General features: G+C 45.1%; 14 protein-coding genes. 7 read left to right on the top strand and 7 right to left on the bottom strand.

Annotated elements, in window-relative coordinates; genetic code table 11:
- Nucleotides 1-62: 62 nt before the first annotated feature.
- The 6 genes from AAE02nite_RS24075 to AAE02nite_RS24050 form a co-directional block, all read right to left on the bottom strand.
- Nucleotides 63-2,165, bottom strand: coding sequence for a T9SS type A sorting domain-containing protein (locus tag AAE02nite_RS24075; RefSeq protein WP_146904603.1), 2,103 nt, complete (start codon nucleotides 2,163-2,165; stop codon nucleotides 63-65).
- 308 nt (nucleotides 2,166-2,473) lie between these two features.
- Nucleotides 2,474-3,256, bottom strand: coding sequence for a VIT1/CCC1 transporter family protein (locus tag AAE02nite_RS24070; RefSeq protein WP_146904600.1), 783 nt, complete (start codon nucleotides 3,254-3,256; stop codon nucleotides 2,474-2,476).
- A 24-nt stretch (nucleotides 3,257-3,280) separates the two neighbouring features.
- Entirely contained in the window at nucleotides 3,281-3,979 is a 699-nt protein-coding gene (locus AAE02nite_RS24065; protein ID WP_146904597.1) for a hypothetical protein, read from the bottom strand.
- Nucleotides 3,963-5,117, bottom strand: a complete 1,155-nt coding sequence (locus AAE02nite_RS24060; protein WP_174761998.1) for a DUF6544 family protein — start codon at nucleotides 5,115-5,117, stop codon at nucleotides 3,963-3,965. Before AAE02nite_RS24060 ends, AAE02nite_RS24065 begins: the two co-directional genes overlap by 17 nt.
- Before the next feature lie 163 nt (nucleotides 5,118-5,280).
- Nucleotides 5,281-6,123, bottom strand: coding sequence for a hypothetical protein (locus tag AAE02nite_RS24055; protein ID WP_146904594.1), 843 nt, complete (start codon nucleotides 6,121-6,123; stop codon nucleotides 5,281-5,283).
- Between the two features lie 7 nt (nucleotides 6,124-6,130).
- Nucleotides 6,131-6,556 carry a hypothetical protein gene (locus tag AAE02nite_RS24050; RefSeq protein WP_146904591.1) on the bottom strand — a complete coding sequence of 142 codons (426 nt, stop codon included), beginning with the start codon at nucleotides 6,554-6,556 and terminating at the stop codon, nucleotides 6,131-6,133.
- Nucleotides 6,557-7,223: 667 nt separating this feature from the next.
- On the opposite strand from AAE02nite_RS24050, the gene AAE02nite_RS24045 reads away from it, so the two are divergent.
- From AAE02nite_RS24045 to AAE02nite_RS24025, 5 genes are all read left to right on the top strand, one after another.
- The gene (locus tag AAE02nite_RS24045) at nucleotides 7,224-7,859 is read left to right on the top strand and encodes an RNA polymerase sigma factor (protein WP_146904588.1); all 636 of its coding nucleotides are present in this window, start codon (nucleotides 7,224-7,226) and stop codon (nucleotides 7,857-7,859) included.
- A 706-nt stretch (nucleotides 7,860-8,565) separates the two neighbouring features.
- Nucleotides 8,566-9,627 carry a FecR family protein gene (locus tag AAE02nite_RS24040; RefSeq protein ID WP_146904585.1) on the top strand — a complete coding sequence of 354 codons (1,062 nt, stop codon included), beginning with the start codon at nucleotides 8,566-8,568 and terminating at the stop codon, nucleotides 9,625-9,627.
- Nucleotides 9,628-9,693: 66 nt separating this feature from the next.
- On the top strand, nucleotides 9,694-13,134 hold the full coding sequence (locus tag AAE02nite_RS24035) for a SusC/RagA family TonB-linked outer membrane protein (protein ID WP_246151238.1): 3,441 nt from the start codon (nucleotides 9,694-9,696) through the stop codon (nucleotides 13,132-13,134).
- Nucleotides 13,135-13,152: 18 nt separating this feature from the next.
- Entirely contained in the window at nucleotides 13,153-14,673 is a 1,521-nt protein-coding gene (locus AAE02nite_RS24030; protein ID WP_146904582.1) for a RagB/SusD family nutrient uptake outer membrane protein, read from the top strand.
- 192 nt (nucleotides 14,674-14,865) lie between these two features.
- Nucleotides 14,866-16,353: a sulfatase family protein gene (locus AAE02nite_RS24025; RefSeq protein ID WP_170252681.1), complete on the top strand. Its 1,488-nt coding sequence runs from the start codon at nucleotides 14,866-14,868 to the stop codon at nucleotides 16,351-16,353.
- A 174-nt stretch (nucleotides 16,354-16,527) separates the two neighbouring features.
- On the opposite strand, the gene AAE02nite_RS24020 is transcribed toward AAE02nite_RS24025, so the two are convergent.
- Nucleotides 16,528-19,077 carry an alkaline phosphatase D family protein gene (locus tag AAE02nite_RS24020; protein ID WP_146904576.1) on the bottom strand — a complete coding sequence of 850 codons (2,550 nt, stop codon included), beginning with the start codon at nucleotides 19,075-19,077 and terminating at the stop codon, nucleotides 16,528-16,530.
- A 371-nt stretch (nucleotides 19,078-19,448) separates the two neighbouring features.
- Here AAE02nite_RS24020 and AAE02nite_RS24015 point away from each other — a divergent pair, with 371 nt between their 5' ends.
- On the top strand, nucleotides 19,449-21,065 hold the full coding sequence (locus AAE02nite_RS24015; RefSeq protein ID WP_146904573.1) for a sulfatase family protein: 1,617 nt from the start codon (nucleotides 19,449-19,451) through the stop codon (nucleotides 21,063-21,065).
- Nucleotides 21,066-21,166: 101 nt separating this feature from the next.
- The gene (locus AAE02nite_RS24010; RefSeq protein ID WP_146904570.1) at nucleotides 21,167-22,558 is read left to right on the top strand and encodes a sulfatase family protein; all 1,392 of its coding nucleotides are present in this window, start codon (nucleotides 21,167-21,169) and stop codon (nucleotides 22,556-22,558) included.
- The last annotated feature ends 170 nt before the right edge of the window (nucleotides 22,559-22,728 follow it).

Raw genomic sequence — 22,728 nt, 5'->3', positions numbered from 1 at the left:
GTAAAGAAGCGGAAGGAAAAAAGACCGGCTTAGCTCAAAGAAACAAGCCGGCCCTTGCGCGTTTAGCGTCCTATTAGCAATCGCTGGGAAATAACTTCGTGGTCAGTTTGGAGTTTAAGCAGGTAAATGCCTTTGGCGTAATCTGCCACGTTTACTTCTAATATTACTGCTTTGTTGGCCTGGGCCTGTCCGGCCGCCAGCGTTTTCAATTTTGCACCCCGGATGTCGTAAATCTCCAAAGTGTACTGGGTAGCCGCCGCCAAACTAAAGTTTACGGTTGCTTTCTCAGAAGCCGGGTTGGGGTAAGCGGTTAAACCTACAGGTGGGGCGAGTATATCAGCAGCATTTGGTTGGCGGGCCATTATACCCGGGCTGCGGCCTACTCCTATCAGTACCATTGCCGCGGACATGATGCCATTGGCATCGGTTACCCTTACCTCGTGCCAACCCTCATCAACATTATGTAAGCCTTCCGTTACCGCCCCATTACTCCAGCGGTAGGTGAATGGCCGTACCCCGCCATATACGGAAATCGCCACCGAACCATCCTCTTTCCCGGCTGCCGATACATTCTGGGGCGTAAGCATGATGACCGGGCTGCGGCCTACTTCTACCTGTACACCGGTTGTGGCGGTGGCACCTTTAGCATCGGTTACCGTTACCTCATACCAACCCGGTTCCGCATAATGTAAATCCTCGGTGGTAGCTCCGGTATTCCAGCGGTAGGTATAAGGACCTACTCCGCCACTAACGGTTAAATCCAGTGCGCCATCCTTTTTCCCAGCCGCCGAAACATTCTGATGGTTAATATGCAAAAGGAGTGGATCATTAAGTTCTGAAACATACACAGAAGTAGCTGCTTGCTGGCCGAAAGCATCCCTAACGGTAACCCTGTAAACCCCAGGGTCCAGTCCGGTTAAATCTTCGGTCGTTTGCCCCCTTTCCCACGCATAGGTGTAAGGCGGAACGCCGCCCAGCACCGTCACGTCAATGGACCCATTGCTGCCACCCCACGAACCGCTACGAGTAACTTCTATGTGGGAGGAAAGCACGCGCAGGAAATCGTTCTTCATGCCAACATAAACCGTGGTGCTGGCCTGGCAGCCACTGCTGTGATCTGTTACTGTAACCGTGTAATATCCCGGAGAAACTAAGCCTAAATCCTGGGTAGTAGCGCCGTTATTCCATTGGTAGGTATAAGAGCCGTTGCCGCCGGTTACGGTTAAATCAATGGCGCCGGCCCCGTTAAAAGGTCCCCACATGCCGTACCAAGGCTCGGCCTGGGTAACCTTGGTAGATAAAGCTAAAGGACAAATGAGAATAGGAACTGGCCTTATTGCAGCAGCGCTGACGGTGGCGGTTAAATAATTAGAACAATTTTCTGAACTGCCGTATTCTACTACATAAAGATTGACCGGGTTATCGGCAGCCGAATTTTCCTCCTTATTTAAATCCTGCCACTGACCGGCCAGATTTATAGTTAAATAATCTTCCTCGCCGGCATTATTGGGTGCGCCGGGCGCCCAATTACTGTAGCTTAAGGGTGTGCCGGCCTCCGGGCCAGCCACCCAGCGCCAGGTTCCTTCTGCTGTTGCATCGCTCGCCCCTAGCCAGGCGCTAGACCCCAAAGAAGAATTTTCCAGTTTTTGGCGAATATATTCATTTTCTTCGGCAGAAGTAACAGTTGCCAGGTAGCCTTTTTGGCCATTATAAGAACGGGCTCCTACCTGCGCCATGGCATCCTGCCAGGAAAGCTGAGCATTTACCGGAATAACTTCATAGTAGTGCTCCTCGCCGTTAATGAGGAAGGGAGCCCCCAGGCGGGTTTCCGGTTCTTTTTTTAAGGTGTACGTAAAAGATACCGGTCCAATATAACCTGGAATAATAATGGATATATTGAAACTTTTAGTCTTCTCAGAATAACCAACTATCCCAATCCGATAGTCGCCGTAATACAGGAATCTACTGGGAAAGTCTGCCAGTTCTAGCTTTTCGGTATCGTTGGCCTGCAACTTAGCCAATGAAAAACTTAAACCTGTATTCCAATAAACTGGTCCTACAAAGTCGTCTTTCGCAATTTGGGTACAGAAGCTTTGGGCTATTGTTGCATTTGCGATTAAAACTAAAAATATTAATGAGAAACAGTACGGTATAGCAATCTTCATGATCTTAATTTTATGAGTGGTTAATAAAAAAATGGCATGTAAACGTGCATACAGGACTAAAACCCAGTAAACTTGTAGTTCTAATTAAAGCCAGTATGGTGGGGTAGTGGAGTGTTCAATTTCAATCAGATAAGTATTTGATTATATAATATAAAGAAAATATACGAATAATTTATTATAAAACCTTTCACCGAAAAGGATTAACTGTTAAATATTATAAAGGATAAATATTACTTTCTTAGGAGAGGTACCATTGGTTTTAGTATTTTAAATAGGTATTTAAGTTTATATTATTTACCTGTAATCATTTAGAGGCCAAGTCCTTTTAGTAAATCTCCCACCAGGTAAGCCAGGACAGCGGCGGCCCCTCCGAGTAAAAGTGTTTCCAGGCCCGAATTATACCAGGGCTTATTCACAAATTTGCTTTTAATGGCACCTATTGCCAAAAATGCTAAACCAGTACTGATGCTGCTCCAGAAGAAGGGATTATCTAATTTTTGTTGGGAAAGGAAATTCCATAAAAATGGAAATACCGGAATAAAACCAACTGCCAGAAAAGCAGTAAAGGTAGCCAGGGCTGCTTTCCAGGCAACGGTTTCTGTTGGGGTTAAACCAAATTCTTCCTGCAGCACGGTGTTGGTCCACTGGGTTTTATCTGCCGTAATTATTTCAACGGCCTGGTCCAGGTTGTCCCCGGAGAATCCTTTTTGTGCGTAAATTTGCCTGATCTCCGATTTTTCCACTTCCGGATTATGCTGGATTTGGTTTAATTCCTCATCGCGGGTCTTCTGGAGTAATTGGTTTTGAGTTTCAACGCCCAAATAATTACTCACCGCCATGCTAAACCCATCGGCCAGTAAATTGGCCATGCCTAGTATAATTACAATCCTGGGCGGCAAATCTGCTCCGGCTACTCCCGACACCACGGCAAAAGTTGTAACTGCTCCGTCAACGGCCCCATACACAAAATCTTTCAGGTAAATATTTTTATTCCGGTTACGCAGGGGCGTACTTACTTTATTCGGTTTCGCCTTAATATTCCGAATTGAATTTCCGGCAAAAGGAGAGGACGGTTTTGGGGTGTTTATCATAGGTGCACATTAGTAAGAACAAAATCAGTTTACCTTTAAAAAATATACTACCTGGCTCTTTGGTTGGGTTAGTTTTGGCAGGTAAATGCCCGTAATAAGACCCACGGAAAGACCAGCCAATATTCCGCCCAAAATGCCTGAAATAATGATTAACGGTAGCGAAGTGTTTTCGTCAGGCCACGAGGCGGCCAGGTAAATCCAGCCTAGTCCCAAACCCCAGCCCAAAGCATTAGCCAGAATCCATTTACCCGCCGCCGGTATATATTTTCTTAAGGAAAACCATTGAAACAACCCAAACAAAGCGCCCACCAGCAAGCCCATCCCCACCGCAATGGAAGATAAAACCAGAGGATTTTCCAGCGCCACAGCAGGTGACTGAGGAGAATTATCAGCAGTACCCTCCAGGAAGAAAAGGGAAGGTAACATGCCTAAAAACCAACCCAGTACCGCTACAGCCACTGTCCAGCCCATCCACTCCAGCGCAGGTAGCCGGGGAATTCGCTCTTGCAGAACCCGCCATTGCATATAACCCAATAAACTTCCTTCTACGGCTCCGGCAGCCAGCATGCAACCTAAAACAGTTAGCTTTTGCGGCAGCGTAACAGGTTCACCGAGTGTATGATTTACGGCGAAAGCAATAGCGCCGGCAGCACCAATGCCCAGCAACTCGCCCAAAGCACAGGCCAAAATCCATTTACGTGCGTATTTACCGGGCCATTTCATAGGGTTTAGTTTTGGCTATTAGGGGCTTTAGCGTTCCGGATTGATTAATCGCCCGGTTAAAAATTACATCCGTTACTTCCAGTTTAAACCAGGTAAAATCACCGGTTTTGAGTTTCCAGGTTACGTCTGACTTGGTGGGCACCCGAATGCCATTGAATTCCCGGTAGCTGTTCGGGTCAACGGTTACCAGCCAGTTCTCCAGGGTAGCGCCTTCTTTCCGGTCGTAATAACGTTTGGCTTCAAAACTGGTAACATCGCCGGTGGAGTTAAATCTGAAAATGCCTGCCGCTGTAACGCCACCATAGCTCATGGTAGCTCTGGTGGCGTTTTCGCTTAATTGTTCCCTGCGAATATAGTTACTGAGGGCTGCCGTTGGAAACCAGACCATCTCACCCAGGTACCGCAGCAGCGTGCCCTGGTCGGTTTCTTTTCCTTTGGCATCAGCTACCGGGTAAAGCGAAAGTAGTTTTATGAGCATATGTCCGCGGCCATTTTCGTATTTATCTCTTCCGGCCAGGTGCAGCAAGGGGGTGGCCTGTACATCGGCTACCCAAATAAAGCCCGGTGCCGCAACGGTAAAATATTCATCGGCTTGTACAGACATCCATTTACCTTCGGGTGTGGTCCGCATTTCACCGCGCTGTTGCAGGTGCACCGAATGAATATTTTCTTTACCAATAATTTGGCAGCGATTTAACCACTGCTGCACCACCGGGGGCAAGTCTAAAAGCATTTCCTGGGTAATTATTTCTCTCTTTGGACTAACCTGGTCACTAAACTTTTTAAGTTCCTGGGAAACGGTGGTGTTAAAGTTCCAGGAACCGTATGCCAGTATTATTCCCACGGCTATAATCAGATTGGCTATTGTCCCAAATTTTGCTTCGGGCCAGTACATAATAATTAAGGCTTGCGAAAGCACCAGCCCGCCCGCAGCAAACATCCACCACCAATCTTTTTTAAGCCAGAACAGGAGAGCGGATGCCAAAAACAAACCACCTGCTATCAGCCACAGTAAACCCAGAGGCCTAATGGCGTTAGTGGGCAGCAGAAATATAGTTTTGCCCGTAAGTTGCGGCAGAGAAGCCAACCGGAAGGCACTTATAAAACCCAGCGAGTGGATAAGGCCATGTAAAAACATTATTAGTAGAAAGGAAAATCTTAACATAATTTTAGGAAAGTTTAGATTTTGAAAGGGGGTATTGATTCCGGACAGGAATGCTGCTAAACGTAATATATGGGCAAAATTTTGAATTTATTGGGGAAACAGTGATATGTTATAAGCTGAAATACAAGGAGTTAAATTAAAAAGTATTTATGTTCATAACTACTTGCTTTTGGGTTCGACTTAAGTCTTTTGAAAGGCCGGGTTTTAAATTCTTAAGTAGTACCAGGCTCCCGACTAGGCCACCAACCATTACAAACACATAAAAAGGCATCAGCGGATCCCAGCCGGTACTCAGGCCAGAAAAGGCAATGAAGGTGGTGGTTACCGTTAACACCAATCCGTAAGTAAAGGCTTTAACCAGCATGATGGCACCCAGCACGTAGCCCCAGGGATGTTGTTTCCAAAGCAGTATAGCTGCTAACGCCGTATTCGGCACCACAATGGCTAAATCCAGGGCAAAAATTAAGCTGGGGGCCTGGGGTAAGTTTCCGGTAAAAACAAAGCCAAGGCATTGCGTTATCTCAAAAATACCCAAGGGCAGCGAGATAAAAAGTAAATACCCGCTGAGCCATTTACGGGGTGTTTCGGGCCGGAACTGCTTACCCAGGCCACGCACATCCAACGCCGAAAGTCCCAGTATTAAGGCATAGCCCGATAAAGAAAACAGGGCTACATAAAGCAGGAAGAAGGCATTAAAAGCGGCCCCGAACAAGTAAAAGGCATAGTTATAAAACATATAACCTAACAGCCCCATCCACAGCAGTTGCGCCCGCTGGGAACCCTGGCGGGCGAAGAATAGAGTCAATAGCAAAAGTGGAACAACTACCGCTAAGGTTACTATATCGTTGCCAAGCCAGGCCAATTTAAAAAGGGCTTTATCCTGGTACAAGTCGGGCCACCCCAGTCCGCCGGCCGCGGCCAAACCCGCCAGCCCCGTGCTGATATAGGTGAGTTGGCGGCTAATCTGGAGTGCGTGCATAATAAATTTAATGATTCAGTGAATAATACTTTTGCACCCGGGGCAGGAGCGTGCAGATGATAATCAGAAGTCCCATTACAATAAACACGGTTTGCAACCAGAAATATTGGATAAGTATTTCCTGCACCGTTATCCAGGTAATCAGGATAATACCGGTTAAGAGAGAGTAAGTCCAGGCCCAGTATTTATCCGTAAAAATATTAAATACATTAGCCCAGGGCCAAGTTGGCTTCAGCAGTAAACCGTTAAAGACAAACAGCAGCAAGCCCGGTATCAGGTAGCTTTTAAATGGAGTGTTTTGCAGCCAATCTGGCTTAAGCCCCATTAATGAGCCTTGGGGTTTCAGGATTAAGGCACCTCCGCCAACCAGGGCATTTAAACTCAGCACCAGGAGGAGAAAATAAAGCAAATAAAGTTCTGCTGGCCGACTCATTTTTTTGCTCATTCAAAGGGTTTATAAATATTGTTGTTAGGTGAAAGCTAGTATTTTCTATACCTGAATAAAATGATAATAATCAGTACTAAAAGTGATTAAAACCTATTAGCAGAACCAGGTATATACGCTATGCAGCAGGCTTCCCTGAAAATGCTATTGTTGAGGATGTCCAATATTTACCCGGAAACACTCGGGAACCATTTGTATTAAGCGCATCAGGAAAAGGTATGCCATTCTGGAAAGGCCTGTTGCCAATGTCTAAGTCAGAGTACCTAATCAATTTAATAATATCATAATCTGGCTATTAATATTTATATTCTATTATGCCATATTTTTGTTCCGGAACTGTAATTGAATAACGAAATAGCTAAACCTATTTAAAATCTGGTTATTAATTAAAAGGCTAATTTTCATCAACGCGAGATTTATTTTAAAAAGCAGGTACTATTAGGAGATATATTCTTGAAACTTTTAAATTTAAAATATTTTAAAAAAGTGATAATTGCTTTAGTATTAATGAAATAAATAAGTGCTTGCTTTAATAAATGTTTAATTTAATAATTTAAATAGGGCTAATAATTGTTTAATATTGAAAAAAAGCGCTATATTTTGATAAAAGTTAAAGAACCACTCAAACAAATATTCAGCCGAACGGCTTTATTTTATGGTGCTAAAGTCTAGTAATTCTTCAGATGATAATTATTCAACTCCTGATGATGTATCCCAAACGGAAGAGCAGTTGTGGAATGACTTTAGAAACGGGAACACTAGTTCTTATTCCCTCATTTATCAACGATATTTTTTTTCTTTGTTTACTTATGGATTAAAAATTTGCCCCGAACGGGAAATTGTGAAGGATTGTATTCAGGATTTGTTTGTACATATCTGGAAAAACCGTGATAATTTAGGTCCGACTAACTCCATTAAGTACTATTTGTTTAAATCACTAAAAAGGAAGCTAATTGACAATTTTTCTTACCAGTCTAAATTTTCACCTATCGGTGAATCGAAAGAAGACGTTTTTTTTGGTACTGTAATTTCGGAAGAACAAATCCTGATAAACGACCAATTAGTCGAGGAGCAAAAGGTACGCATTATTCAGGCTTTGGGAAAACTTACCAACCGCCAAAAAGAAGCAGTCATTCTTAAATTCTATGAAAATTTGCCCAATGAGGATATTGCTTCTAAAATGTCAATATCGGTAGAAGGTGTGTATAATTTAGTGTCTAAAGCGCTAAATAAGTTTCGGCAAAATTTATCTAAAGCTTATTTGTTATTGTTGCTCACTTTATACTTATGATACCCTAAATTGTCATTTTTAAGTAGAACCAGAATAGAATTTTTACTATGTCCAAAGTTTCTTAACCTTTTGCAAAACACCTAAAATTATCACTAAAATATAATATTGTTTTCCTGTTTTATCGGACTTTTGCCTTCTGGGTGCAATGTAGGGCTGGAATGTAATACAATAGTGCAATAATCTTGTTTGTTCAGTAATATATAAATGAGTTTTACAAATATTAATTTTCTGCATTAACTAAATTTAAGATTGTTGTAAACAGGCTTTCCTTGCCTTTATCAACTTTCAGGTTTTAGCCTATCAAATCCAATCTGTTTGAATTACTGAAAGGTAAAATAGTATCACCACAAATAACCTACTTATAATTGCTATCAGTGCGTTCTGCTAAAGGGCGCTTTCGCAAAAAAAACTCCTGTCTTAATATTTTCTTTTTGATCATTAGCAGACGCATCGTTCAGGTTTAATTAAACATTTCAGAGTTAATTTTAATGGGTATTTATTAAAGGTTTATTACTGTAACTGCCAGGTGAGCAGGGCAGAATAGGTGCAATAAGTCTAAAGAAAATATTTTAACAGCTCTTTGGGGTTTACGGCCTGAACTGGTAAAGGAAACTAAAATGAAAATTCATTAAAAAATATAGATGAGAAATAAGGCAGTTTGCTGTCTGGGTTTAAACAAATAAGCGAAGTTGGTTACCTCTATATAATGAAATATCAAAATTATACCGCAAAGCATTTTGTTACAGATGCTTTTTTTCAGAAGTGGGTAATAGCACCGGATGCAGAAACAAATGCTTTTTGGGAAGATTGGTTAGAGAAGTACCCGTTTAAAAAATCGGATGTAAACGAGGCCAGAGAAATAATACAGGTATTAGGTTTTACCACCGATTTTAAAACGAACAATGATTTTGTAGCTGTCTGGAATGAAATTCAGGCAAATATTAAGCAAGAAGAGCCTGCCTTAACTGGTTATGATATACCCGTTCATTCAAATAGTTGGGCCAAACAATATCAACGGATTGCCGCTGTTCTGATTGGCCTTATAATGATTAGTGTGGGAATATTTTACTTTAAACCACAAAAGAGTCATCATATCACCTATACTACCAACTTCGGCCAAATTAAAAACATTACCCTGCCCGATAGCTCCCAAGTTATTTTAAATGCCAATTCATCGCTGTTGTTTGCTTCTGATTGGGAAGATTCGGATGAGCCCCGGCAGGTTTGGCTGAAAGGAGAAGCTTTTTTTAGTGTCCTGAAAAAGAAGAAAGCTACCACTGACTATGCTAAGTTTAAAGTGTACACGAAAAACTTAACGGTTGAGGTATTAGGCACTAAGTTTAATGTAAATAACCGCCGAAATAATACCCAGGTAGTGTTGCAATCTGGTAGAGTAAAAGTTGATTTACCTGAACTTACTTCCCAACCGTCTGTTTTTATGAAACCCGGAGAGTTGGTGGGTTACAGTAGTACTACTAACCAGGTAATGAAAAAACCGGTGAATACCCAGCAGTATACATCCTGGCTTAAAAACGAATTAGCCTTTAATAAAAATACATTAAAGGAAATAGCCTTATTGCTGGAGGATAACTACGGCTACCAGATAACTTTTGCAGATAAAACGCTGGCAGAGCAACGCTTTACCGGTACTATTCCGGGCAATAATTTAAACCTCTTGTTTACGGCTTTATCTAAACTCTACGACCTGCAAATCACGCAAAGTCAGAACCACATCCTAATAGCTCCCCATAAAGACAAAAAGCTTTAAGCAGTTCTTTTGTAATCACTCAAAATAAATATTATGCTAAAATTTAACTCTAAAAAAAGCAGGCTTATGCTGCTGGTGCTTGGTTTGCAAGGTACTCCAGTTATGGGAGTTTATGCGCAACACCTGGCTTTCTCCAACGGGGCAGCAACGGCTACCAGGCAAGAAAAAACAATTGCTCCGGCCAATTCTAAATCGATTATCAAAGTTTTAGGCGAATTAGAAGCTATTTACAAAGTAAGTTTTAACTATAACAGCGACCAACTCGAAGGTAAATTTATAAAAAACGACTTGCTCCCTAATAAAACCAGTCTGGAGCAAACCCTTAAGTTGGTGTTACGGCCATTTGGATTAAAATACGAGAAACTACAAAATAATTTTTACCTGATTTATGCGGAAAAACCGACCAGCCAAAACCTGCCCATTGAAAGAACCGGCTTAAAAAGGGCACAAGTCGCGGCGATTGATATCAGCGGTAAAGTGGTGGATGAAGCCGGCGCCCCTTTGCCCGGGGTGAGTATTCTGGTTAAAGGTACCAGCTCCGGTACTGCCACCGACGCGACCGGTAACTTCACTTTGAGTGTGCCTTCCGATGATGCCGTGCTCATATTTTCTTTTATTGGATTTATGTCGAAAGAAATAGCCGTAAATAAGCAAACGGTTATTAACGTTACCCTGGTACCCGATGCCAAGGCTTTGGAAGAAGTAGTGGTGGTGGGCTATGGCGTTCAGAAAAAGAGCGTAGTTACCGGTGCCATTTCCAGTGTGAAAGCCACCGAACTCGAAAATCAACAGATTGGGAGAGTAGAGCAAGCCCTGCAAGGCCGGACTTCCGGCTTAACCATTGCTTCCAGTTCGGGTGCGCCCGGAGCAGCGTCCTCGGTAAGGGTGAGGGGGGCAACTTCTTTGAATGATGCCAATGACCCGCTCTATGTAGTAGACGGTGTGGTGGTAGGTGATGGCGGCATTAATTATTTGAATCCTAACGATATTGAATCGATAGAGGTGCTAAAGGATGCGGCTTCAGCGGCTATTTACGGCGCCCGTTCATCGGCTGGGGTAATTCTGGTTACAACTAAAAGAGGAAAAACCGGCACCATTAACGTTAACTATAATGCCTATTACGGTACCCAGGCGCCGGCCAGAAAGCTGGATTTATTAGATGCTACCCAATATGCCACTTTAATTAACGAACAATCGGTTAATGGCGGTGGTAAACCAGTTTACACAAACCCCGAATCTTTAGGAAAAGGAACCGACTGGCAAAGCCTGATTTTTAATAATAATGCCCGAATTCAGGATCATCAGGTAAATATTAGCGGCGGCAGTGAAAAATCTACTTTTTATACTTCTTTCGGCTATTTTGGCCAGGAAGGTATTGTAGCCACCGATATTTCAAAGTTTAACCGGTACAGCATCCGCTTAAATTCAAACCATAAACTGGCAAAATGGCTGTCGTTTGGCCAATCGCTGGGCTATTCGCGGGTTAAAAGTAATGGGGGTGTGGGCGGTAATACCGATTTTGGCGGGCCGTTGAGCGGCGCCATTATGCTGGACCCGCTTACGCCCGTTATTGTTACGGATCCGACAGAATTAAAGGCGGTTCCTTATGCTACCCAAGCCGTGGTCAGAGATGCCCAAGGCAATCCTTACGGCATTTCCAAAGTGGTGCAACAGCAGGTTACCAACCCGCTGGCTTATATCCAGACTCAGAAAGGCAACTACGACTGGGCCGATAATATAGTGGGCAATGCGTATGTAGAAGCCGAACCACTGGCAGGTTTAAAAATCAGGTCTACTTTAGGCGCCCGGCTTAATTACTGGGGAAGCGAAAATTTTACCCCGCTTTATTACCTCAACGCCAACCAGTTTAGTATTCAAACTTCTTTTGCCCGGAACCGCCGCCAGCTTTTTAACTGGAACCTGGAAAATACGGCCTCTTACAGCCGGTCGATAGGGAATCATAATTTTACTATTTTATTAGGCCAGGGCGCTTACCTCGATAACAACAGCAGCGGCCTTACGGTTACCTATTTTAATTTACCGGTAGATAATTTTGATGATGCCTCTATGAATTACAGTACCGCGGCCGATAATATTAATGCTACCGGCTCTGAGGGCATTCATCATACGGTCAGTTCATTGTTTAGCCGCTTAACCTATAATTTGAAAGAGAAATATTTGTTTACGGGTATTATTCGCAGGGATGGTTCTTCGCGGTTTGGCGCAAATAATAAATACGGCTATTTTCCTTCTGCTTCTTTGGGCTGGGTACTAAGCCAGGAAGATTTCCTGGCGGGTAATAACCAGGTGAACTTTTTAAAATTACGCGGCTCCTACGGCATTACCGGTAACGACGTATTGGGTGATTTCAGATATATATCTACCGTAGGAGGGGGCCGTAACTACACCTTTGGCAATGATAATTACCTGATAGGTTACAGCCCCGATGCGCCGGCTAATCCGAATCTGCGTTGGGAAGAAACCAGCCAGCTAAACTTTGGCGTTGATGCCGTGCTTTTACAAGATTGGACCTTAACCCTCGACTGGTATAAAAAGAAAACTACCGGCATTTTACAAACTGTGGTGCTGCCGGCTTATGTCGGCGCAACCGGCTATCCGTACGGCAACGTGGCCGATATGGAAAACCGGGGCGTAGAGTTAGAACTGGGGTATCGCAAACAAGTGGGCGCTCTTAAACTGGATGTTAGGGGAAATGTTTCTTACCTGGAAAACGAAGTAACTTACCTGGGAGAAGACAAAACTTTTTTGGAAGATGGCGCTAAATTACAGAACAGCAGTTACCTGCTTACCCGTACGGCTTTGGGCCACGCCATCGGTTCTTTTTATGGCTTCCAGACCCAAGGCATCTTCCAGAACCAAGGCGAAATAGATGCCTATATCGCCGAAAATGGAAATAAAATTCAACCCAAAGCAAAACCGGGCGATTTCCGTTGGGCCGATTTGAACCAGGACGGCCAGATTACGGCCGATGATCGCACTTTTATTGGCGACCCGACGCCTAATTGGTCGTACGGCTTTACGTTTAATACTACCTACAAAAATTTCGATTTGCTGGCATTTGGGCAGGGAGTAGGCGGTAACCAAATTTTCCAGGGATTGCGGCGTTTGGATATACCCACCGCTAATTGGCAAACCAATGCTTTAAATCGCTGGAACGGCGAGGGAACGTCTGATACTTACCCCCGGCTTACAACCAAAGATGACAACAAGAATTTTGCTAATCCTTCTGCTTTTTACTTACAAAGCGGAAATTATTTACGGATTAAAACCCTGCAGCTGGGCTATTCTTTAACAAAAGAAACCATTGGTAAAGTAGGGTTACAACGGCTGCGGGTATATGTAAGCAGCAACAACCTGCTCACATTCACCAAATATACCGGCTTCGATCCTGAAATAGGCGGCAATAATATGAACAACTACAGCATCGATCGGGGTATTTATCCGCAATCCCGCTCATTCTTACTAGGATTAAACGTGGGTTTCTAAAATCAACAGCAAATTAAAATGAAAAAGATACAGATAAGCTATATAGCAGCGCTGATATTGGGCATGGGAGCTCTTAGTTCGTGCCAGGAAGATTTTTTAGAAGTGGATCCACGCGCCACCCAAATAGAATCTAACTATTTTAAAAATGCGGCTGAAGTCTTTAACGGCCTGGTGGCCGCCTATGACCCTTTGGGATGGGAAGGCGATGTCGCATCGGGCTACGCTAACTTTGCCTGCCTGGTAGCCGCCTCCGATGAAGCTTACGGTGGCGGGGGGAGTTCTTCGGATGTGTGGTATTTACAAACCATGAATAATTTTAACTTACTCGACCCGGCCAACGGGCCGCAGTTGGGCTTCTGGCAAAGGAATTTTACCGGCGTGTCGCGGGTCAATACCATCATTTCGAAGTTGGAAGGCAATATTTCCGGATTAGATGAAGGGACCAAAAAGCGGTATATCGCCGAAGCAAAGGCTTTACGGGCTTACTATTATTTCGATTTAGTACGGTTATTCCGGAACGTACCTTTAATTATCACGCCCCTATCAACCGATGAAATATACCAGGTAGAACAGGCCGCCCCGGAAGCGGTTTACACCCAGATAGAAAAAGATTTACAGGAGGCTATTGCCGAAGTTAACCTGCCTAATACGGTTCCGGCGGCCACCGAAGGTGGCCGCATTACCAAAGGAGCGGCGCAAGCTTTACTGGGTAAAGTGTATATTTATGAAAAGAAATGGAAAGAAGCCGTCCAGCAATTAGCTGAAGTAAACGGGACCCCGGGCGGAACGAGTAAATACGGGTATCGTTTACTGCCAAATTTTGCCGACATCTTCCGGCCTGATAACCAATTTCACAGCGAGTCTATCCTGGAAATCGGGCATACCGCCATTGCTGCTTCTAACTGGGGCAATACTTCTAAAGTAGAAGGTTTAATTGCCAGTACCATGTTTGGCCCCAGAAGTTATAATGGCCCTTTGTATTATTCGACCTGGGGCGGGTGCCCGATAACGCCCGAATTATACAATGCCCTGTACCACGATCCGCGGTTTAAAGCTACTATTGCCGATGTGGATAGCCTGGTGAGAATTGGCAAAGCAACGTATGTGCCCGGTTACATGAACACCGGCCATTTTGTACAGAAATATGCCCCGTTGCAAAGCTTTAAGAGTACCGGTGCCGGTGCGGCTACGTTAAATTACCCGCAAAACTATATAGAGATGCGGTTAGCCGATACGTACTTAATGGAAGCAGAAGCGCTGGTAGAAGGCGGGGGCGATATGGCCAGGGCCGCCGCCTTGTTAAATGCCGTGCGGGCACGCGTCGGGTTGAAGCCGGTAGCAGCCACCCTGGATAATATTCATCAGGAGCGCCGTTTAGAATTAGCAACTGAAGGCCACCGCTGGTATGACCTGGTACGTACGGGAAAAGCAGCTACGGTTCTGGCACCAATGGGATTTGAAGCCGGTAAAAACGAAATATTACCCATTCCTTTGCCCGAGTTAAACAACACCAAACTCGTGCAGAACCCTAAATATTAATCAGAATCATACAACATCAATCCGGTAGCAGCATTCAGTAAAGCTGCTACCGGGCTGGTGCATTTTAGAAATAAAGTCTATACCCAAAGTTAAGTGTGCCCGCCCAAGTAAATAATCATGTAATTAGGCAGCTTACATCTAATCGAAAACCGAAATCGCCTTTGAAATAATATGTTTTTATATAAACCAGGTATGAAAAATATAGTTTTGCTTTGGGTATTCTGGGTTTGCTGTTGGTTGCCTGTTGTGGAAGTAACCGGGCAGTCTCGTCCTGCACCTGCAACTCGTCCGAATATATTATGGATTGTGGCCAACGATATTAGTCCGGACTTAGGTTGCTACGGTAATAAATTGGTATATACCCCTAATCTGGACCGGCTGGCTAAAGCAGGAGTTATGTACCGGAATTTTATTACGGTGGGGGCCGTGTGTTCGCCCAGCCGGTCGGCTTTGATTACGGGCATGTATTCTGTAAGCATTAATTCCCATAATCAGTTTCCCAAAAATAAAACTACTTTACCCGCTCCGGTAGTACCGGTAACTGAATATTTCCGTCATGCAGGCTACTTCGTGGCCAATACCGGGGGCGTGCAGATGTCGGGGCCGCATTATACTGGTTATAATTTTGAACATGAACCCAAGAAGCTGTATGCGGGTTTCGATTGGCGGCAACGAGGTAAGGATCAACCTTTCTTTGCCCAGGTTCATCTGACTTACGCCCACCGGCCTTTTAAACGCGATCCGGCGCATCCCATAGATGCAAATAAAGTAGTGTTGCCACCTTATTATCCGAACCATCCGGTAGCCCGGCAGGATTGGGCATTGTACCTGGAAACGGTTCAATTGTTAGATCAGCAGGTGGGCACTATTCTGGAAAGACTTCGGCAGGATGGACTAGCGGACAATACAGTCGTTTTCTTTTTCGGCGACCATGGCCGGCCTCACGTGCGGGGAAAGCAATTTCTCTATGAAGGCGGCATTAATACACCTCTTATTGTCCGCTGGCCTGGGCATCTGTCAGCCGGCACTACCAGCGATCGGCTGATTAGTAATATTGATTTAGCGGCAACCGCTTTGCAACTAGCAGATATTAAAACTCCTGCTTATATGCAGGGACAAGACTTTCTAGGCAAAACAGCGCCGGCCCGGCAGTATGCCTTTGCCGCCCGCGACCGTTGTGACGAGACCTTGGACCGAATCAGGGCTGTAAGAACCAAAGACTTTAAGTACATCCGCAATTTTTACCCGGAGCGGCCCTACACCCAGTTTAATGCCTATAAAAAGTGGGAATACCCGGTACTTACCCTGCTGCAAGTCCTGCAGCGGCAAGGAAAGCTTACACCCGATCAAGCTAGGTTTATGGCGCCCAATCGTCCGGCCGAAGAACTCTATGATCTCAAAAAAGACCCCTATGAGCTGCATAACCTGGCCGATCAGGCTGCTTACCAGTCGAAATTAAAAGAGCTACGGGGGCAGTTGGATAAGTGGATAGCTACGGCCGACAAAGGTCCTTACCCGGAATACCCCACGGAGGTTAGCTATGCCATAGATTTAATGAAAGACAAGTTTAAAACCGAAATGGAGAAAAAAGGACTCAGTCCAACCATCTCCGACGAAGAATTTCTGCACTACTGGGAAAAACAACTTGTGCCTACCAAGCCGGAGCAAGCCAAAAATTAAGGCTTTAGCTAATAAAGTTTGCTTAAGACCAGCTAGGTTACACTCAAAAAAAACTGGTACTGCTGTCGTATATTTTGGCCAGTGGTTTAATTGAAGTGCGCAAAAGCCCAACTTATAGGAAACTGGCATCCAGGAGCTACTGGTGCCACGTTCCTATGAGCTGCTAAACTATATCTAAACAGTTACTTTTATACTTTTTTTCGGTGTTTTGGCCGAAGCTTTTATTCCTTTAAATTCTTTTATTGCGGTTCCTTCTCCTACTACTATCGTGTACACCCCGGGCTCGAAGACCGCTGGTTGGTATTGGATTTCTTTAACGCGCAGCACATTCACCAGTTCTTTACTCTGGTCTTTATAAATCTTAATCACCTGGTTGGGTTTGTTTAACTCCAGGCGAGGCAGAAAGGCTTTTGCCTGGCGGCCATCATTGTCGGTTTGATTGATGGTTAAAGGCCAGCCTGGGAATGTATCATTAGCGGTAGGTTTATCTTTATCAGCCAGGAAACGGAAAGCCTCCATTTTTATGGTCCTGGCACTGGTGTCGAAAGTTATCAGGCCAAAACCCGAAGCTTTGTTCTGCGCCCGGATATACCGGTTTTTATTCGCGAAATTATCTACTGGATTGCCTACCGCATAAATATAATTTAGGTTGCCAAAGCCATCCGGGTACAGCCCGGTGTTAGGGAGTCCGTGCGCGGGCCGTTGGGTAAAAGGAACCTTCACAGTGTCGGGTTCGCCCCAGCGAATATAGCCCGTTGAAATGGCCGGGGTACAAAAAGTCCAACCGGCATCGCGCGGTTGGTCCAAGCTGTATTGCACCATAAAGGGCAGGTGTTGGTCGCCGTTAATATGAAATGCATAGCTTTTGCGAACTAAACGGAGTACTTCATCGCGCTTTTGCTTGGGCCAGCCCCCGGAATCCATATCGCCGTAGAGAAACATTTTGTCCGGACCATGATGGGTGCCAACATTACAGAAAAGGGTTTGGGAAAGTAATACTTTCATGTCGGCGCCCTGCCAGTCCTCCACCCAATTCGTCAGAAAATGCATCTGGCGGTCGCCGAGCATTTGCAAGTGCGGCGCTTCCAACTGATCTTTGTTGGTTAAAGGCTCTTTTAAATGATCCAATCGACCAGTTCCTTTCCGAACTTGGTCCGGTCCGGATTTAAACATGCGGTCGCTGATTACAGCAAAGCTGACCTTGCCGTAAACCAAGTCGGTGTACCAGGGGGTAATACCTGAAGGCAATGGTTCGGGATGATAAGGAGCAGGCAAATGCCCGCATTGGGTTCTGGCCACCACATTTACCATATTGGGCGTTTGTACATAACCACCATAAGCATCCTTTACATTTTCCCACCGCTCAAAAGGAATAGATTTTCCGCCCTCTCCCCACAAATTACCATGGAATACATCATGGTCATCGGGGGTGCAGATGGTAGGCCGGTCACGCATAGCCTCTCGGAAGGCCCAACCAAACATATACCATTTTCCTAAATAGCTTAAAATAGCCATCGTTTCGGGTTTTCTTTTAATTGGGTAACCGCCATTTCCTTCATACAACTGGTCGCCGGAGAAGTAAAGAATATCAGGATTATGTTTCTCCAGGTTTTTAGCCACCGGGCTGTAGGGAAAGCCCGACCATTCCTGACAAGTTAAGCCGCCAAATTTTAGAGGTCGGTTCTGCGGTTCCGGCCGGATAATACCGGCATAAGTATAGTCGGTGCCTTTATTTTTGTAAACCAACCGGTAGGGAACTTCCCGGGCGGCATCCCAGCCGGTAACTTGAAACTGGGCTACGCAAGCCATATCGTCTATGGGTTGGGTCTGTACTTTTTCCCACTGGCTGTTTTTTTGTAAATGCAGTTCCACCTCCCGGCTGTCCTGCTTGCCCAGGGGCGGCATTTGGGCTGTGAGTTGCAGGGTGCCTTTAGACAGCGTGTGCATGGCCCACAAAATGGGACCAAAGCTATTTTCCGGTTTAGAACCTATTTTGGAGCCATTTAACGCTAAGTTCCGGAACCAGAAGCCGGCGCCGCCACCCGATTCAAAATTATTAACCAGGGCTACCAAGCCCGGAATATCCGCCTGTTCCGTAGCCGTGAGTTGCGCAGACTTGCCGCTTTTATCCCGGCAGAATAAGATTAATTTAGTTGTATTACCGGAGCGGTTGCCTTTTAAGTTTAACGTAAAGGCCGCGTAATCGAAATTTTTAGGTAGGATCGTAGTTTGTTCGCCTATAAACAGGTTGCCTTGGGTGGATACGCCGGCATTGATGCCTTTACCATAATAGCAGGCGGCTTTAACATCCGGATCCAGTTCGTCGGTAATGCCCACCGAGAAGCCGGCCGTACCGGGTTTAGCCGAATTGGTCTTTTCTGCCAGCAAGCCGGCCTCTACCGTTAAGGTAAATTCGCCGGTGCCACTCTGAATAACCGAAGTAAGCAGGTTTACCCGCGCCATTTTTTGCTGACCGGTAAATTCCAGACGGCCGCCTTTTATCTGCCAGTCTTCCATTGGAATAGCCCAATATTTCTCGCCAATCCAAACCCGGTCGTTGGTGCCGGCAAAATCATCCCGGAAATCGCTCTGGTTATATTTGCCAAGCGACCCTCTAAATAGGCTATCCGAAATACCTTTTGAAAATCCCGGACCAGGAAAAACGAAAGTAGCCAGGCCCAATCCTAATTTTTTAAAAAAGCTGCGTCTTTGTCGTTGCGTCATAGAAATATATATTGGATTTTTGGGTAGAGCATGCTCCTGCAAGCCGCTAACCGGACAAGTTCTTGACCGGATTTGGTTGGCTATATTACACAAACAAAGCACTAATAAAAACCTAATCAGTCGGGTTATAAAATCTGGCTAAAAAAATCTGGTAAACGCCGGCAGACCTTAAGTTATAGCACGATTTTAAAAGGCTACAGCCAGCTTTAGGTAAAGAGATTTTTTAGCACACCTGACTTTAGCCACTGCCCAGTTAAAGTAGGATATTATTTTTAGCTTCATGATGAGAATCAGACGTTGCGCCTGTTTATGAAAGAAAGACACCCATAATGGCTTTAAGGGGAGATAAAAGAATTAATAATCAACATTATATGCGGTACAAATATTTTTATAAGCGATTATTCTGGCTGGTTTTACTTATTCCGGTTTTAGCCGCCTGGCAGTTAAAAAATAAGCAGCAAACAACGCCTGCCAAACAGGTTGCTAAACGACCTAATATTTTATTCTGTATTGCCGATGATGCTTCGCTGCAGCACATGAGTGCTTACGGCATGACCAATTATGTAAAAACCCCGAATTTCGACCGCATTGCCCGGGAGGGTTTGTTGTTCGCCAACGCCTATACGCCTAACCCCAAATGCGCGCCGTCAAGGGCCATGATCCTGACCGGGCGTAATTTGTGGCAGTTGGAAGAAGCCGGCAACCATTCGCCCTTCTGGCCAGCCAAATTTACCTCCTTTGTTGAAGCCTTGGGTAAAAATGGTTACCAGGTGGGATTTACCGGTAAGGGCTGGTCGCCCGGCGATCCCGGCCAGGTGAACGGCAAACCCCGGCAACTCACCGGTCCGGCTTACAACGAAATAAAAATAGCAGCCCCCACCAAAGCCATTTCGCCGGTGAATTATACGGCTAACCTTGCCGCCTTTCTGGATAAAAAGCCCAAAGACCAACCTTTTTGCTTCTGGTACGGCGGGCACGAACCGCACCGGGCGTATGCCTACGGAACCGGCATAACGCTGGGCAAAAAGAAATTATCCGATGTAAATAACCTGCCGGCCTTCTGGCCTGATAATGAAACCGTTAGAAACGACGTGCTGGACTATGCTTACGAGGTTGAATATTACGACCAGCATATCGGCCAGATGCTGGAATTATTGGAAAAGCGCGGTGAACTGGAAAATACCATTGTGGTGGTTACTTCGGATAACGGCATGCCATTTCCGCGGGTAAAAGGGCATATTTATGAATTTGCCAACCACTTGCCCTTGGCCATTATGTGGAAGAACGGCATTAAAAACCCCGGCCGGAAAATTCAGGATTATGTGAGTTTTGTTGATTTTGCCCCTACTTTTTTAGAACTAGCCGGCCTGAAAACCAATGCCGCTAATATGCAGCCCATGCAGGGAAAATCGTTGCAGCCCATCTTTGCTTCTAATAAAGCCGGTCAGGTAGATACCAGTCGGGATCATGTGCTGCTGGGCCGGGAACGGAATGACGTGGGCCGTCCCCACGACGAAGGCTACCCGGTAAGAGGAATAGTGAAAGGCGATTATTATTACGTTCGTAACTACGAGCCGGAGCGCTGGCCCACCGGTAACCCCGAAACTGGTTACCTCGATACCGACGGCGGGCCTACCAAAACCGAAATTCTGAAAGCCAAAAGAAATGGTGGTGACACCCGGACCTGGGATTTAGCTTTTGGCAAAAGGCCGGCCGAGGAACTTTACAGAATAACCAAAGACCCGTACTGCCTGACCAATTTAGCAGCCGATAAAAATTATAGCCAGATAAAGGAAAGCCTACATACTCAAATGGAGCAGGAACTGAAAAGTCAACAGGACCCCAGGATGGCCGGCAAAGGTTCTGTGTTTGATAAATATTTGTATTCAGAACCCAAAGTGCGTAATTTCTACGAACGTTATACCAAAGGGGAGGCGGTAAAAGCCGGATGGGTACAGGAATCTGATTTTGAGAAGAAGCCTAATTAAACACAGCGGGTGAAGCGTTACCGATACGGAATTTTTAATTTCTGCACCACTTTACCACTGCCAAAACTTATCCAGAATTTTACAATTTTATTCCAAAACTAATGCCCCAGCCTCTTCCTACTTTAAAGGTTTTATCTTTATTTCTGTTTTTGTTAATCGGCGGTAGCAGGCAGGGTTGGTCGCAGGCAAAAAATATTTATCAGCAAAAGCCAAATATAATCTGGATCTTATCCGAAGATATTTCCACCGATTTGGCCTGTTACGGTACCCCGGTCATTAAAACGCCCAACCTCGATAAAATGGCCAAAGACGGTATACGGTACACGAATGCCTTTACCACAGCGCCGGTTTGTTCTCCCAGCCGCTCGGCTCTGATTACCGGCATGTACCAAACTACTATTGGCGCACACAACCACCGGAGCCACCGCAAAGATGGTTATAGACTGCCCGAACCGGTAAAGCCCATTACTGAATATTTGCGGCAGGCCGGTTATTATACCGTACTGGCCAAAAATCCGGCGCCGGGCGTACAGAGCCCCTTAAAAACCGATTTTAATTTCAATCCGGTAAATCCGGTTTTTGATGGCAACGATTGGAAAGAGCGCCAGCCGGGTCAGCCCTTTTATGCCCAGATGAACATGGACGAATCGCACCGCGGCAAAGCCTGGGCTACCACCGTACAACAGCACCCACCCCAGATTGATCCGGCAAAAGTAGTTTTGCCCCCTTTTTATCCGAACCACCCGGTAGCCCGCGAAGATTGGGCTACGTACCTGGAATCTATTCAGCTAGTAGATTCTTTTGTAGGCAAGGTGTTGCAGCGCCTGCAAGACGAAGGCATTGCAGAGAATACGCTGGTGATATTTTCCGGCGATAACGGCCGCTGCCACATCCGCGACAAGCAATTTTTATACGATGGCGGCCTGCATATACCGCTTATTATGAAATGGCCCGGCCAGTTAAAACCTGGACAAACCAATACCGATTTAATTAGTGCCATTGATGTTTCGGCTACTATTTTGCGGGTGGCCGGCATAACGCCACCTAAATATTTGGAAGGCCAGGTAATGCTGGGTCCGGAAGCTAAAAAACGTGCTTTTGTAATTGGCGCCCGCGACCGCATGGACGAAACCGTGGATAAAATGCGGGCAGTGCGCGATAAGCAATTTAAGTACATTAAAAATTATTATCCCGAGCGGCCGTACATGCAACCCAATAAATACAAAGAAACCCAGTACCCCATGTGGAATTTGCTGAAAGAATTGCACGCGCAGGGTAAACTTACCCCGGCTCAGGCGTTGTTTGCAGCGCCCACCAAGCCCGCCGAAGAGCTTTACGACATTGTAAACGACCCTTACGAACTAAATAATCTGGCGGCATCAGCCAAACATCAGGCAACCTTGAAGAAAATGCGGGGCATTCTGGAAAATTGGATAAAGCAAACCAACGATCAGGGCCAATATCCCGAAAAACCCGAAGCAGCTAAACTTTAAACATGCCCATAAATTCATTTCTGCTGTTTTCAGCCTAATGAAATTTAAAATGATATAATGCTTTCAATAAATGAGAATTAATTCAGATTAGGATAAGCCTAAATAAAAAGATATAATTATTCAGTTAAGAACTTATAAAAAGCTAGAAACATAATATTTCCTAATCAGGA

The organism is Adhaeribacter aerolatus (genome assembly GCF_007991635.1).
GTDB classification, from domain to species: Bacteria; Bacteroidota; Bacteroidia; order Cytophagales; family Hymenobacteraceae; genus Adhaeribacter; species Adhaeribacter aerolatus.
Note: the sequence above shows the minus strand (reverse complement) of the source record. Positions and strands in the feature narration are given on the sequence as shown.

Excerpts from the sequence above, each read along its gene's own strand:
- AAE02nite_RS24035 (WP_246151238.1), top strand. The coding sequence starts at position 9,694 with ATGCTGCTGGTGCTTGGTTTGCAAGGTACTCCAGTTATGGGAGTTTAT.
- AAE02nite_RS24075 (WP_146904603.1), bottom strand. The coding sequence starts at position 2,165 with ATGAAGATTGCTATACCGTACTGTTTCTCATTAATATTTTTAGTTTTA.
- AAE02nite_RS24020 (WP_146904576.1), bottom strand. The coding sequence starts at position 19,077 with ATGACGCAACGACAAAGACGCAGCTTTTTTAAAAAATTAGGATTGGGC.
- AAE02nite_RS24015 (WP_146904573.1), top strand. The coding sequence starts at position 19,449 with ATGCGGTACAAATATTTTTATAAGCGATTATTCTGGCTGGTTTTACTT.
- AAE02nite_RS24070 (WP_146904600.1), bottom strand. The coding sequence starts at position 3,256 with ATGATAAACACCCCAAAACCGTCCTCTCCTTTTGCCGGAAATTCAATT.
- AAE02nite_RS24040 (WP_146904585.1), top strand. The coding sequence starts at position 8,566 with ATGAAATATCAAAATTATACCGCAAAGCATTTTGTTACAGATGCTTTT.
- AAE02nite_RS24050 (WP_146904591.1), bottom strand. The coding sequence starts at position 6,556 with ATGAGTCGGCCAGCAGAACTTTATTTGCTTTATTTTCTCCTCCTGGTG.
- AAE02nite_RS24055 (WP_146904594.1), bottom strand. The coding sequence starts at position 6,123 with ATGCACGCACTCCAGATTAGCCGCCAACTCACCTATATCAGCACGGGG.
- AAE02nite_RS24045 (WP_146904588.1), top strand. The coding sequence starts at position 7,224 with ATGGTGCTAAAGTCTAGTAATTCTTCAGATGATAATTATTCAACTCCT.
- AAE02nite_RS24030 (WP_146904582.1), top strand. The coding sequence starts at position 13,153 with ATGAAAAAGATACAGATAAGCTATATAGCAGCGCTGATATTGGGCATG.
- AAE02nite_RS24060 (WP_174761998.1), bottom strand. The coding sequence starts at position 5,117 with ATGTTTTTACATGGCCTTATCCACTCGCTGGGTTTTATAAGTGCCTTC.
- AAE02nite_RS24025 (WP_170252681.1), top strand. The coding sequence starts at position 14,866 with ATGAAAAATATAGTTTTGCTTTGGGTATTCTGGGTTTGCTGTTGGTTG.
- AAE02nite_RS24065 (WP_146904597.1), bottom strand. The coding sequence starts at position 3,979 with ATGAAATGGCCCGGTAAATACGCACGTAAATGGATTTTGGCCTGTGCT.
- AAE02nite_RS24010 (WP_146904570.1), top strand. The coding sequence starts at position 21,167 with ATGCCCCAGCCTCTTCCTACTTTAAAGGTTTTATCTTTATTTCTGTTT.